This is a genomic window from Neorhizobium sp. T25_27 (assembly GCF_002968565.1).
Taxonomy (GTDB): Bacteria; Pseudomonadota; Alphaproteobacteria; order Rhizobiales; family Rhizobiaceae; genus Neorhizobium; species Neorhizobium tomejilense.
Genome location: NZ_PVBJ01000016.1, coordinates 14845 through 28579, shown reverse-complemented (window position 1 = coordinate 28579; position 13735 = coordinate 14845). Strand labels below are relative to the sequence as shown.

13 protein-coding genes are annotated in these 13735 nt (G+C 62.6%); 12 read left to right on the top strand and 1 reads right to left on the bottom strand.

The window, feature by feature from the left end; genetic code table 11:
- The first annotated feature begins 14 nt into the window (after positions 1-14).
- The 7 genes from C5J24_RS29205 (at position 15) to C5J24_RS29175 (ending at position 7786) form a co-directional block, all read left to right on the top strand.
- Complete coding sequence (locus C5J24_RS29205) at positions 15-887, top strand: NAD(P)-dependent oxidoreductase (RefSeq protein WP_105423029.1); 873 nt, start codon at positions 15-17, stop codon at positions 885-887.
- A 181-nt stretch (positions 888-1068) separates the two neighbouring features.
- Positions 1069-1803, top strand: coding sequence for a GntR family transcriptional regulator (locus C5J24_RS29200; RefSeq protein WP_105423027.1), 735 nt, complete (start codon positions 1069-1071; stop codon positions 1801-1803).
- A gap of 161 nt (positions 1804-1964) precedes the next feature.
- Positions 1965-3377, top strand: coding sequence for an aminomethyltransferase family protein (locus C5J24_RS29195; protein ID WP_046626242.1), 1413 nt, complete (start codon positions 1965-1967; stop codon positions 3375-3377).
- Positions 3378-3469: 92 nt separating this feature from the next.
- A complete protein-coding gene (locus C5J24_RS29190) occupies positions 3470-4393 on the top strand; it encodes a 5,10-methylenetetrahydrofolate reductase (RefSeq protein ID WP_105423025.1) in 924 nt (307 codons plus the stop codon).
- Between the two features lie 81 nt (positions 4394-4474).
- Positions 4475-5725, top strand: a complete 1251-nt coding sequence (locus C5J24_RS29185) for a LysR substrate-binding domain-containing protein (protein ID WP_105423023.1) — start codon at positions 4475-4477, stop codon at positions 5723-5725.
- A 96-nt stretch (positions 5726-5821) separates the two neighbouring features.
- Entirely contained in the window at positions 5822-6601 is a 780-nt protein-coding gene (locus C5J24_RS29180) for an IclR family transcriptional regulator (protein ID WP_105423021.1), read from the top strand.
- A gap of 171 nt (positions 6602-6772) precedes the next feature.
- Positions 6773-7786, top strand: coding sequence for an amidohydrolase family protein (locus tag C5J24_RS29175; RefSeq protein ID WP_105423020.1), 1014 nt, complete (start codon positions 6773-6775; stop codon positions 7784-7786).
- A gap of 55 nt (positions 7787-7841) precedes the next feature.
- On the opposite strand, the gene C5J24_RS32785 is transcribed toward C5J24_RS29175, so the two are convergent.
- On the bottom strand, positions 7842-8282 hold the full coding sequence (locus C5J24_RS32785) for a hypothetical protein (RefSeq protein WP_371674851.1): 441 nt from the start codon (positions 8280-8282) through the stop codon (positions 7842-7844).
- A gap of 31 nt (positions 8283-8313) precedes the next feature.
- Here C5J24_RS32785 and C5J24_RS32780 point away from each other — a divergent pair, with 31 nt between their 5' ends.
- The 5 genes from C5J24_RS32780 (at position 8314) to C5J24_RS29150 (ending at position 13703) form a co-directional block, all read left to right on the top strand.
- Positions 8314-8607: a hypothetical protein gene (locus C5J24_RS32780; protein WP_371674850.1), complete on the top strand. Its 294-nt coding sequence runs from the start codon at positions 8314-8316 to the stop codon at positions 8605-8607.
- A gap of 234 nt (positions 8608-8841) precedes the next feature.
- Positions 8842-9921, top strand: a complete 1080-nt coding sequence (locus tag C5J24_RS29165; protein WP_105423016.1) for an acyltransferase — start codon at positions 8842-8844, stop codon at positions 9919-9921.
- Between the two features lie 57 nt (positions 9922-9978).
- The gene (locus C5J24_RS29160; protein ID WP_105423014.1) at positions 9979-10560 is read left to right on the top strand and encodes a DUF2239 family protein; all 582 of its coding nucleotides are present in this window, start codon (positions 9979-9981) and stop codon (positions 10558-10560) included.
- Between the two features lie 157 nt (positions 10561-10717).
- The gene (locus C5J24_RS29155) at positions 10718-11521 is read left to right on the top strand and encodes an SDR family NAD(P)-dependent oxidoreductase (RefSeq protein WP_105423012.1); all 804 of its coding nucleotides are present in this window, start codon (positions 10718-10720) and stop codon (positions 11519-11521) included.
- 325 nt (positions 11522-11846) lie between these two features.
- On the top strand, positions 11847-13703 hold the full coding sequence (locus tag C5J24_RS29150; RefSeq protein WP_105423165.1) for a TRAP transporter large permease subunit: 1857 nt from the start codon (positions 11847-11849) through the stop codon (positions 13701-13703).
- Positions 13704-13735 lie beyond the last annotated feature (32 nt).

Below are 13735 nucleotides of genomic sequence, written 5' to 3'. Positions count from 1 at the left end.
AGTAGGGCACGGGCATGAGGATCGCATTTCTGGGTTTTGGCGAGGCGGCACGCGCCTTTCATGACAGCCTTGCGCCGAAGCTGGATGATGGCGAATTCCGTGCCTATGACCTGCTGCTCGACGACGCCGAAAAGGCGGGGGAGATGCAGGCAGCGATGACCAGCCGCGGCGTCCGGCCAGAAGCCTCGCCCGCGAGTCTTGCCGATGCCGAATGGATCTTCAGCGCGGTCACCGCCGACCAGAGCCTGATTGCCGCCCAGTCGATCGCGCCGTATCTCGGCCAGGGCGCGCTGCTGATCGACATCAATTCCGTGTCCCCCGGCCGCAAACGCGAGACCTCCGCGCTGGTCGACCAGACCGGCGCCGACTACCTCGACATGGCCGTGATGGCCCCGGTCCATCCGAAGGGCCATGCGACGCCGGTTCTGATTGCCGGCAAAAGCGCGGCCGAGCTTCTGGAACGTTTCCGCGGCCTTGGCTTCAGCGCTGATGTTGCGGGCGAGACGGTCGGTTCGGCGACGGCCATCAAGATGGTGCGCTCGGTATTCGTGAAGGGCCTGGAAGCGATCACCGTCGAGGCGCTGCTGGCGGCGGAGGCCTCGGGCTGTTTCGAGGAAATTTTAGCCTCGCTCTCCCAAAGCTTTCCTGGCCTCGACTGGTCGAAATTCCCGGATTACCAGTTCGAGCGCACGACCCGCCACGGCCGCCGCCGGGCCGCGGAGATGCGCGAAAGCGGCGTTACCCTCGATGCGCTGGGGCTGAACGGCGGGCTTGCCTGCGAGATTGCCGCCGTTCAGGACGAGATGGCGGCGAGCGGCGTGAAGCCGGCCGGCGATCTCAGGGAAACCGTTGCGCGGGTCCTTTCGGCTCGGCGTCGAGGTAAATAAGCCCGCCTCTTCAGCGCGTTGCCTTGTATACGCGCCATGCATTTGCGCTCCAAACCCGCACCGTCATCCACAGCCTCTGCCCCCTGTATACATGAGGCTTGGCCAATCCATCAGATGTGGCTAAGATTTGCGGATCGACAGGCGGAGGTTGCGCCGGCTTGTCTCAGGCAAAGGTGCGGATTTGGAAGAGACCTCGAGAACGACCCACACGATGCGCGCGCTGATGGAGCTGCGCAAGAAGATCCTGAGCGGCGACTACCCCGGCGGCACCCGACTGTTCGAAGTGTCTCTGGCCGAGACGCTGCAGATTTCCCGAACGCCGGTGCGGGAGGTGATGTCGCGTCTTGCGGAAGAGGGGTTGCTCGACCGGTTGGCGAATGGCGGTTTTGTGGTCCGCAGTTTCACCTATGCCGATGCCGTCGATGCGATCGAGCTACGCGGCGTGCTGGAAGGGACGGCGGCGCGGCTTGCCGCCGAACGCGGCGTCTCCCAGGCGGGATTGGATCAGCTTCGGGAAATCCAGGCCCGGCTTGACGATTGTTTCGGCGAAGCCGCGGACGAGGTGGATCTGGAAGCCTATTCGGAGGCGAACGCAAAGTTTCATGTGGTGCTGGTCGAGCTCTCCGGCAGCACGGTAATCCAGCGGGAGGTCGAGCGCGCGACACGGCTGCCGTTCGCGTCGCCATCGGCTTTCCTGTCAGGCCGGGCCCATGTGGCTGCCTTCCGTCAGTCGCTGCATATCGCGCAGGAACAACATCGCACCTTGGTGCAGGCAATCGCCGGGCGCGAAGGCGCACGGGCGGAATTCATCGCCCGCGAACATGCCCGCATCGCCCGCAAGAACCTCGAATACGCCGTCTTCGAGGATCCGGAACTGATGTTGACAGTTCCGGGCCTGGTGCTCCTCAACTCCTGAGACCCGACCGCCTGCCGCAGGTTTTGATGGTCGGAAGCCTTCGGTTTACTATCCCCGAGGCGATCATCAGCCTGCCGAATATTTCCCCTTGAATTTGTCTTCCGATGCCGTCATGTATACACGACATCGCAAGCCACAGACAAACCATAGGGAGGAATTCCGTGACTCAGGCCAATCTCACTCAAGTTTTGAAGGATGCGGGCAACACCGTCGAGCATCTGCGCAACTCCAAGACCGGCATCTATGTATACCCGGTCGTGGCTCCGGAATTCTCCAACTGGCGTTCGGAACAGGCTGCATGGCGTGAAGGCGCGGTTCTTTTCGACCAGTCGCATCACATGGACGAACTGGTCGTCGAAGGCCCGGACGCCGCCAAGTTCCTTGAAAGCCTGTCGATCAACAGCTTCGCCAATTTCGGCGTCGACCGCGCCAAGCATTACGTTCCGGTCACGCCTGCCGGCCATGTCATCGGCGACATGATCATCTTCCGGGAAACCGAAGAGAAATTCGTCCTCGTCGGCCGCGCACCGACCGCCAACTGGCTGCTCTACAACGCGTCGCTCGGCAAATATAACGTCAAGCTGACCCACGATCCGCGCTCGCCCTCGCGTCCGGACGGCAAGCTCGTCACCCGCATCCACTACCGCTTCCAGATCCAGGGTCCGGATGCGCCGAAGGTCTTCGAAAAGATGAACGGCGGCCCGATCCCGGAAATCAAGTTCTTCCACGTCGACTGGATCAATGTCGGCGGCCGCAAGGTTCAGGCTCTGCGCCACGGCATGGCCGGCGCTCCGGGTCTCGAAATCTGGGGCCCGTATGCGGAGAAGGACGAAGTCCGCGCCGCCATCATCAAGGCAGCTGAAGAGGCCGGCGTCGATCTGCGTCCGGTCGGCAGCCGCGCCTATGCCACCAACACCCTGGAATCCGGCTGGATCCCGTCGCCGCTTCCGGCGATCTACACCGGTGACGAGCTGCAGGCCTATCGCGACTGGCTTTCTGCCCAGAGCTACGAAGCTTCGGGTTCGATCGGCGGCAGCTACGTCTCCGACAAGATCGAAGACTATTACCTGAACCCCTACGAGCTGGGTTACGGCGTCTACGTCAAGTTCGACCACGACTTCGTCGGCCGCGCCGCCGTCGAAAAGCAGAAGGCGACCCCGCAGCGCCGCAAGGTCACTTTCGAGTGGAATTCCGACGACGTCGTCAAGGTCATCGCTTCGGCTTTCCAGCCCGGCGAACAGGCCGCCAAGTGGATCGACTTCCCGCTCTCCAACTACGCCTCGTCGAGCTTCGACAAGGTTCTGAAGGACGGCAAGGTCGTCGGCCTGTCGATGTTCAACGGCTATAGCTACAACGAGCGCTCCATGCTGTCGCTCGGCGTCGTCGATGCCGACATCGAGGAAAACGATATCCTGACGCTCATCTGGGGCGAGCCGGATGGCGGTACTTCCAAGACCTCGGTCGAGCAGGGCCATAAGCAGGCCGAGATCCGCGTTCGCGTCGCAGCCGTGCCCTACGCTCAGGAAGCGCGTGAAAATTACGCCGAAAGCTGGCGCACAAAGAAGGCCCTCTAATCGATGGGCGTGCGAGAACGGGTTGTTCTCGCACGCCGCTCCGTCCGTCTGACCGGACGGTTTTCACTGGCTAAACGGGGGGAGGATCAACAATGGCATTTTTGAATCTGTTCAGGGGCAAGCAGGAAGAGAAGTCCGTGGAGCCGGCCAGCTTCAGGGACCTTATCGACGGCTATTCTATCGAAGTCATGCCGCGCACGGCAGCCAAGATCGAAGATTTCAAGGCACTGCTGCCGAAGGGCACGCGGGTCTATATCGCCCATATCGACGGGACGCCGATCGAGGACATGGTGCAGACCGCAAGGCGCCTGCACGAAGACGGCTTCCCCGTCATGCCGCATTTTCCCTCCCGCATCATTGCAAGCCACGCGATCCTGGAGGACTGGATCAAGCGCTACAGAAACGAGGCAGGCGTGGACCAGGCGCTGCTGCTCGGCGGCGGCGTGTCGACGCCCGCTGGCGATTTCGACAGTTCCATCCAGCTGATCGAGACCGGCCTGTTCGACCGCTACGGCTTCAAGCGACTGCATGTCGCCGGCCATCCGGAAGGCAACAAGGACATCGACAAGGACGGCGGTTACAGGATCGTCGACGAGGCGTTGAAGTTCAAGCAGGCCTATTCCGAGCGCACCGATGCGGAGATGGCGATTGCCACTCAGTTCGCCTTCGATGCCAAGCCGGTCATCGCCTGGGCCGAGCGCATCGCTGCCGCCGGCGTCAAGCTGCCGATCCATCTCGGCATTGCCGGACCGACCAAGCTGCAGACGCTCATCAAGTTTGCCATCGCCTGCGGCGTCGGCCCCTCGCTCGGCGTGTTGCAAAAGCGCGCGATGGATCTCAGCAAGCTCCTGGTTCCCTACGAACCGACGGAAGTGCTGACCGAGATCGCCGATTACAAGGCTTCCCATCCGGAAAGCCTGATCCAGCAGATCCATGTCTTCCCGCTCGGCGGCATCCGTGCCAGCGCGGAATGGATGAACGAACAGCTGACCGGCGAGCGTAACGTCGCACCGTGAATTAACAGAAGCGGGGCAAGTGCCGGACTTGCACCGTTTCGACCCGCTGCCGGGAGGAGAAAGGCAGGGGAGGACAGGCACGTGGACTATCCCAATCTGCGCCATATCCGTCTTTTCTGCGCCTGCCTGCGCACCGGCTCGCTGACGCGGGCGGCCGATATCGTCGGCGTCACCCAGCCGGCGGCCTCACAGGCGATTTCCCGCCTCGAAGACCGCTTCGGAACGCGGCTTCTCGAGCGCGGGCCGGGACATGCGATGGCGACGCCGGCAGGCCGGGTCGTCCAGACCCGGTCGCTCAGGGCGCTCGATCTTATCCGGAGCGGTTGCCAGAAGCTCCAGGCGGATTCGGGTTCGCGCGGCTCCGGTGCCGATGCAAGGCTGACGATCTCCCACCTGCGCGCCCTGCAGGCCTTTGCCCAGACCGGAGGGTTTCCGGGTGCCGCGCGTATCCTCGACCAATCAGGTGCCGCGGTTCAGCGCACGGCGCGCAACGCGGAGGCAATCCTCGGCACAAGCCTTTTCGAGGCCGATGGCCGCGCGACGCGGTTCACCGGTGCCGGTCGCGCCGTTGCCCGCTGGGCCGGCCTTTCGCTGAAAGAGCTCGGCAACGCCACCGAGGAAGTGCAGGAGCTGCGCGGCAAGTTCGATGGCCTGGTATCGGTCGGCGCGCTGCCCATGGCGCGCACCACCATCGTGCCCGATGCCATTGCCTCGCTGGCCCTCACCCATCCGCTGGCGCGGTTCGAGATCCTCGAGGGCAGCTACGAGCAGCTCCTCAGCGATCTGGAAATGGGACATATCGATTTTCTGATCGGGGCGCTGCGCAGCCGCCTGACGCCGACACTCGGCCAGGAGCCGCTTTTCGATTTTCGGCTGGCGGTCGTCGCGGGTGCCGGTCATCCGCTTTCGGGCAAGACGGATGTCTCGCTTGTCGAACTTGCCTCCTATCCATGGGTGGTGGCGCGCAAGGGGACGCCCAACCGCAACACGTTCGATGCCCTGGCGGCAAAGTTTCCCGATGGACCGCAGATGCAGGGGACCGTCGAGACCGGTTCGCTGACGGCCTTGCGTGGCATCCTGATGCAGACGGATCGGCTGGCGCTGCTGTCCCGGCATCAGCTCCGGCACGAGCTGAAGGCGGGATTCCTGACGCTTCTGAACTATGAAGTGCCGGGAAAGCCGCTGTCGATCGGCATCACCACCCGCCGCAACTGGCAGCCGACCGCTCTCCAGGCGGAATATCTGGCGGCGATCCGGCGTGTGGTCGCGACGGAGGAGGCAGTCAGCGCTCCTGGCGGCAGTCGCCTGCCTCCGCTGAAGGCCGCCGAGTAGCACCACTTGCCATTGCAGTTTTCGCAGTTATCGTTATTGCCGCATAGGTCCGGCCGGTCTGATGTCGCGCGCCGTCAGGAAAGAGCGGGAGCATCTTTGAGAAAAAAGGCCGTCAACAGTCTCGAACGCCTTCAGGCGGTACTTGAGGTTTTCACCGAGGACCGTCTGGAATGGACCCCGGAAGAGCTGATGGAGGAGCTGGGTTATAGCCGGCCGACGCTCTATCGCTATCTGAAGATCCTGAAGGACAGCGGTTTCCTCACCTCCATGCCGAATACCGGCTTTACGCTGGGGCCGAGGGTGGTGGAGATGGACTACCTCCTGCGGAAATCCGACAATCTCATCCTGTCCGGCGCGCCCTACCTCCAGAAACTCACGGGGCGATACGAGTGCACGGCGCTTCTGGTGCGCTGGTACGGCGAAAAGATCCTTTGCGTCGATTCGATCAGTTCCAGCCGCGAGGCGATCAGCAGCTATCCGCGCGGGAGGCCGATGCCGCTCAGCCGGGGCGCGATCGGCCGGTCCATCGTTGCCTTCCTGCCGCGCCGCAATCTCCTGCCGCTGATCAATCGCACGCTCGACGACTGGCAGGCGGCGGGCGCCGGCGATACCGTGGAAGCCGTCCTCGATGGGCTGAAGTCGGTGCGCAAGAAGGGTTACGCCGTGGCCCATGGTGAGGTGACACCCGGTGTCGTCGGCTTCGCGGCACCGATCTTCGATGCGGGCCAGAGCCCCATCGCCAGCTTTTCCGTGACGATCGCCCAAGAACTCGCCCGAGGCTCCGCGGTGGAGGATATCGGCCGGGAAGTCTTGCTTGCCGCCGGTGAGATCACCGCCGCGCTGGCCTCGCATCGACACAGGATTTCTAGTCGATAATCTCATAATACAAGAAAATATGTTGACTTTCGGCGGTTGCCTTCGCATTTTGCCGCGACGGAGCATGGTCGATCTCGGCATCGCTCGGCTCGCGGATTTTTTAAACGCCTCGGGGCACTGGACTTCCCTTAGTTCGCGGTGCCGTAGCAGGACAGACAGGAGGAGCATTCCATGAAGAAGATCGACGCTTTCAACCATATCTGGCCAAAGCCCTTTTTCGACAAGCTGATCGGCTATATCGGCACGATGACCGACGTCACCATGCGCTCGGGCGCGGTGCCGATGATGACGGACCTCGACCGTCGTTTCCAGGTGATGGACATGTTCGGCGGCGACTACCAGCAGGTCCTGTCGCTCGCTTCCCCGCCGCTGGAAAAGCTGGCCGGTGCCGAACGCGCCTATGACCTCGGTCGGATCGGCAACGATTCCCAGAAGGAGCTATGCGACAAATATCCGGAACGCTTCCCGGCCTTCATCGCCACCGTGCCGATGGAAAACCAGGAATGGATGATGGCGGAAACCAAGCGGGTCGTCGAAGATCTCGGCGCCTGTGCTGTCCAGATCTTCACCAATTACAGCGGCAAGCCGCTCGACCTGCCGCAGTTCGAGCCCTTCTTCGAATATATGGCAAAGTCCGGCAAGCCGGTCTTCCTGCATCCGTCGCGCGGCGCCAACTTCCCGGACTACCTGACCGAAGACCGTTCGGAATACGAGATCTTCTGGACCTTCGGCTGGCCGTATGAAACTTCGGCGGCCATGGCGCGCCTCGTGTTCTCGCGCATCTTCGACAAGTACAAGGGTCTCAAGGTCGTCACCCACCATGCCGGCGGCATGGTGCCCTTCTTCGAAGGCCGCGTCGGTGCCGGCTGGGACCAGATGGGCAAGCGCACGTCCGATCGCGACCTTTCGGTCGTGCTGAAGGCGCTGGAGCGTCCGCATCTCGAATATTTCAAGGAATTCTATGCCGATACGGCGAGCTTCGGTTCGACCAAGGCAATAGAGCACGCCATCGAATTCTTCGGCGAAGATCGGGTGCTGTTCGCCTCCGACGCGCCGTTCGATCCGGAAGGCGGTCCGATGTACATCCGCGAGACCATCCAGGTTCTCGACAACATGGACATCTCCGACGCCACCCGCCAGAAGATCTACGAGGGCAATGCCAAGAAGCTTCTTGGCCTGAAGTAAGCGATCCCGGTTCTTGGGTCTATCGGACGCGCGGGCGGCAACGCCCGCGCGTTCTTCATTTGGAGAGCCGGTCGATATAACGCCTGGCGGAGCGGGCGACGATCGCCTGCCCATCCTGACGGACATTCTGGTGCGAGAAAGCGCCGTAGATCCGCTCGAAAGGCCAAAGTGCCAGCCGCTCCGCGACATCGGCAACTTCAGCGGCGCTGAGCGGCAGCATGTTGGGGTAGCTCCACATGAAGGAGACGTGGTCGGCGCCCGGCGTGACCTGGACGATATCTCCGGCCAGCAGCACGCCCTTGTCGTCTTCGCCCGTCCAATGCAGGACGGTACCGCCGGCAAAGTGTCCGCCGCCATGAACCAGCGTGACGGAGGAGGAAAGCACCAGCGCATCCTCGTCCCACAGCCGGACGTGATCCGAGGGACGGCAGATCCACTCCTTGTCCGCGGCATGCAGATAGATCGGCGCGTCGAAGGCGGCGGCCCAATCCTGCATGGTCGTGTAATAGTGCGGATGGGAGATCGCGATGGCGCTGAGGCCGCCCAGTGACTGGACGATCGCCTTGGTCGCATCGTCGAGGAGCGCGATGCAATCCCAAAGGATGTTTCCCGCCGGCGTGCGAAGCAGCAGGGTCCTCTGGTTGATGGCGAAGGCGGGGACGGTCTGGATCGCCAACAGCTCCGGCTCGAGCTGCACCCAAGAATTTCGGTGCGTCCGTGCGAGCTTTTCCGTCGTCGTCCAGGCTTGGCCGGAAGGCGGTATATATTGGCGCTCGTCTGTGCAGATGGGGCACGTTTCCGGCGCTTCCTCGGCTTCATGAAAGGAAGTGCCGCAGGCGCTGCAGAGAAAAACCGACATCGAAACCTCCCTCGGGACTGTCCATGGGTCCCGTCATGAATTTGGCAGGAAACGATATTCGTCAAGGAAAGGGAAGTCCTTGCGTCCCCTGAGGCTGGCCAGCCCGAACCGCTCGTATTCTCGGGGAAGGATTCACGTTTTCCAAAGGCAGGTGCGATAGGGTCCGGCTTTAAGCTATTTTACCCCAGAGGATCGGATGACGGCCCCGAAGACGCCAAGGCTGCTGAACCTGGATATCCTGCGCCTCGTCTCGGCGCTGATGGTGCTGACGTTCCATTACGGTTTCCGCATGCGGATTTCCGGCGAGGGCGGTGGCATCAGCTTTCCGGAGCTCGCACCCTTTGCCATGTGGTTCGATACCGGCCTGCTGATCTTCTTTGCGATTTCCGGCTATGTCATCACCATGTCGGCGGAAGGCCACACGGCCTATGACTTTGCCGCCGGACGCTTCGCGCGGCTCTGGCCGACCTTCATCGTCTGCGCGACGATCACTGCCGCTGTGCTCGCCGTCTGGCATCTGCCGACCTTGGATCCGCCGACGGTCAGGCAATGGCTGGCGCATGCCGTCATCATCTCGCGCGGCCTCGGCCAGCCCTTTCTCGACGGTGCCTACTGGACGATCGCCTACGAGATCATCTTCTACGGCTGGGTTTTCCTGCTCATCGCCACCGGCCTTTTCGAGCGCGGCTGGCGCGTTGTCGTGCTGGCATGGCTGGCGATTTCGGTCGTCAACGAGGCCTTCATCGGCAGCGGCGCGATCCAGAAACTGCTGATCACCGAATATTCCGGCTATTTCGCCTTCGGCCTGGCGCTTTACAAGGTGAGGCAGCATGCGTCCCCTTCGAGCCTCTGCGTGCTTGCCGCCACCGTCTGCTGGGCAATCGCCACACCCTTCCTGACCGAACCGGATTTCATCGCCACATACGGGCTGGGCCGCAGCGCCGTCGGGCTCGCGCTCATCGGGCCGCTGGCGCTGGCAGCGGTTGCGGTCTGTGCCACGGCGCCGTCGCTCCGCATTTCTCCGGCACTGGCGATCGGGCTCGGTGGCCTCACCTATCCGCTCTACCTGCTGCACCAGAATATCGGTTACGCGGTGTTTGCCCATTTCGGCACGGATCAGAACCGCTGGCTCGTAGCCCTCGTGCTGGTTGCTGCCCTGCTCTTCGTCGCCTGGGTGATCGCAAGGACTATCGAACCGCCGGCGCGGCGGGCGATCATACGCGCTGCTGGTCATCTTCGCGACGGTTTGGGGCGCCTCAGACAGCGGACCGCCTGATCCGGATTGACGGGTTCATTCTACCCGGGTAAATTCCTCTCGATACAGAGGAAGCAGATGGCAGATTTTCATTGGACAGCTTTTCGGGGTGAAAACCGCATTGCGGGCGGATCCCCGGTCGAGGTCGTCACGGCGATCAAGGCCGGTGGCCATGAAAGCGTTCTGGTCTTCGACGATGAGACGGGAAAGCCGGTCGATCTCGATCTCCGCGGCACACTCGAAGACTGTCTCGGTCGCCTTCCCAGGGATGATGTGGAGCCTGTCGAGCCGGTGGAACGGCGGCCCGGGCGGCCGAAGCTTGGCGTGGTGCCACGCGAGGTGACACTGCTGCCGCGGCATTGGGAGTGGCTCGCCCAGCAGCCGGGCGGCGCCTCGGTGGCTCTGCGCAAGCTCGTCGACGCAGCGCGTGCTGCCGGCAGTTCGGGAGACGACAGGCGCCGGGCTCAGGAGACCGCCGACCGTTTCATGCGGGCGCTCGCCGGGGATCAGCCGGGATATGAGGACGCGGCGCGGGCGCTTTATGCCGGGCAGGAAGATCGCTTCAAGGAGCTGACGGAGATCTGGCCGAAGGATATTCGGGACCACGCCCGATATCTCGCCCGAGCCGCATTCGGGGCGGGCTCTGCCGAAGAAAAATAACTTCTGTTAGTCGCCAAAAAAGCCGCGGATACCGGGCAATTCGGAGCAATCCGGTACTTTTTGAACACGTTCTGTCCGCGATTGAACATGGACCGGATGAAATCCGCACCGTAAGTTGCTTCGCGCCGCCGGGGAGGGTGGCTCGGAGGAGCAGTTTATGGATCGCATGAAGAATAAGGTCGTTCTCGTCTTTGGTGCCGGTTCGGTCGGCCCGGGTTTCGGGAACGGCAAGGCTGCGGCCGTCGCCTATGCGCGCGAGGGCGGCAGCGTCGTCTGCGTCGACGTCGATCTCGATGCAGCGAGGAACACGGTCGACGTCATCGAATCCGAGGGCGGCACGGGCCTGGCGCTCGCCGCCGACGTCACCAAATCCTCCGACATTGCCGTTGTCGTCGAAACGACCATGGAACGCTTCGGCCGTATCGACGTGCTGCACAACAATGTCGGCATCAACCTGCCGGGCGGCGCGGCGGAGGCAACCGAGGAGAGTTGGCGCAAGGTGATGGACGTGAACCTGACCAGCGCCTTCCTGACTTGCAAGGCCGTTCTGCCGATCATGGAGAAGCAGGGCGGCGGGGCGATCATCAATATTTCATCGCTCGCCTCCATCCGGTGGACCGGCTACCCCTACGTTTCATATTATGCATCGAAGGCGGCGCTCAATCACTTCACGCGCGCGATTGCGATCGAATATGCGGCCAAGGGCATCCGCGCCAACGCGATCCTGCCGGGGGTGATGGACACGCCGCATATCCAGAAACAGATCAGCGGGTACTACGGTTCCGCAGAGGAGATGAAGGCCAAAAGAGACGCGCTTTCGCCGATGAAACGCCAGGGAGACGGCTGGGACATCGCCTGGGCCTCGGTTTTCCTCGCGTCCGACGAGGCGAAATACATTACCGGAGTCGAGCTTCCCATCGACGGCGGGCTGCATGTGACGGTGTCCGGCAGCTTGAGCTGAGACAATTACAGCTACGCTGGAGAGCGATCCATGATGTGGATCGATTTTAAAGTTTTCTGCTCTGGCGGCAAATTTAGGCTTGCCTAATCCGTCCGTGTTCAGCAAACTCCGGCAACTTGAAGAAGAATAAGATCCAGATCATGGACCACTACGGATGGCTGGAGGAGCCGGACGTCGGGAGGAAAAGCGGTTGCGCCGGAGAGGGGTGTAGTCCGCCTGGATTTGCGGCTCGGCCGCGATCGATCCGGAGTGTTTCTTTCGTTTGTCCCCTTCGCGGCACTGAGGAGGATGACGCGTGACGGCAGCCCATAATACGATCGAGCCCATGGACGAGGCTTCTCTGCTCGCCGGTCTCGAAGGCGTGGCGCCGCAGCAAAGCGGTTCCGTCTGGATGCGGCCGGTGGAGGCGGTCGCCGCGGCGCTTCTCGTCGGCATCATCGCGCTTCTATTGGCCGGGGTCATTTCCCGTTATGTCTTTTCGCTGCCGGTCGTCTGGATCGACGAGGTGGCATCGATCTCCTTCCTCTGGCTTGCCATGCTCGGTTCGGCCATGGCCGTCGATCGCAGCGAACACCTGCGGCTGACGCTCTTTGTCGGCATGCTGCCGGAAAAGCTGCACGGCCTGGCGAATACGCTCGCCCTGCTGCTGATGGCGCTCTTCCTCGGCGTGATGCTGCGGCCGGCCTACGAATATGCGATCGAAGAATCCTACATTACCTCGGCAGCGCTCAACATTCCGATGAGTTTCCGCGCCGCGGCCCTGCCGGTCGGCATCGGGTTGATGCTGATCCTCGCGGTCGTCAACGCGCTGAAGGGATCGACCTTCAGGCAGGTGGCGGTGTCCGTGGTGGTCATCGCCGCCGTGACGGTGCTGCTCTGGCTGGTTGGGCCGGGCCTGAAGCAGATCGGCAACTGGAACATCCCGATCTTCCTCGTCGGTTTCGTCGCGCTGTTCCTGGTTCTCGGCGTACCGATCGCTTTCTGCTTCGGCCTCGGGACGCTGGCATTCCTGACGTTCACGACTTCCGTGCCTGTGTTCGTGATGATCGGCCGCATGGACGAGGGCATGTCGAGCATCATCCTGCTGTCGGTGCCGATCTTCGTGCTGCTCGGCTGCGTGCTCGATGCGACCGGCATGGGCAGAGCGATCGTCGAGGTGCTGGCCTCGCTGCTCGGCCATGTCCGGGCCGGCATGTCCTATGTGCTGCTCGGCTCGATGTTCCTGGTGTCCGGCATTTCCGGCTCCAAGGTCTCCGATATGGCGACCGTCGCGCCGGCGCTGTTTCCGGAAATGAAGCGTCGCGGCCACAAGCCACCGGAGATGATCGCGCTTCTGGCAACCGGCGCGGCGATGGCGGAAACCGTGCCGCCATCGATCGTGCTGATCGTGCTTGGATCCGCCGCCGGCGTTTCGATCGCCGGGCTGTTCACGTCCGGTTTTGCGATCGCCATGGTTCTGCTTCTGGTTCTCGCGATCCTGGCGCGCTGGAAGGCGCGGCACGAATCCATGGCGGGTGTGCGCCGGGCACCGCTTTCGGTGATCAAGAAAGCGTTTCTGGTCGCCGCCCCCGCACTGCTATTGCCCTTCCTGATCCGCACCGCCGTGGGCGAGGGTATTGCCACCGCGACGGAAGTTTCGACGATTGCCGTCCTCTACGCGATGATCATCGGCGCGACGCTCTACGGCGGCATCAGCCTGAAGAAGCTCTATTCCATGCTGGTAGAGACGGCAGCACTGTCCGGCGCGATCCTGATGATCCTGGGTGCGGCCTCCGCCATGGCCTGGGCGCTGACCCAGACCGGCTTCGCGGCGCAGCTCGTCGAGGCCGTGCAGGGCCTGCCGGGCGGCTGGATGACCTTCATGGGCGTCACCATCCTGATCTTCATGGTGCTCGGCTGCGTGCTGGAAGGCCTGCCGGCGATCGTGCTGATGGCGCCGATCATGTTTCCGGTCGCCCGCTCGCTCGGCATCAATGATATCCACTATTCCATGGTGGTGGTGACGGCGATGAATATCGGCCTGATGACGCCGCCGATCGGTATCGGCTTCTACATCGCCTGCAAGATCGGCAATGTCTCGCCGGACGAAGCCATGAAGGCCATCTGGCCCTATATCGGCGCGCTGATGATCGGCCTTCTGGTGATCGCAGCGGTGCCCTACTTCTCGACGGCCTTTCTCTAAGGGCTCTGAGGCAAAAACTGGGAACGAAATCG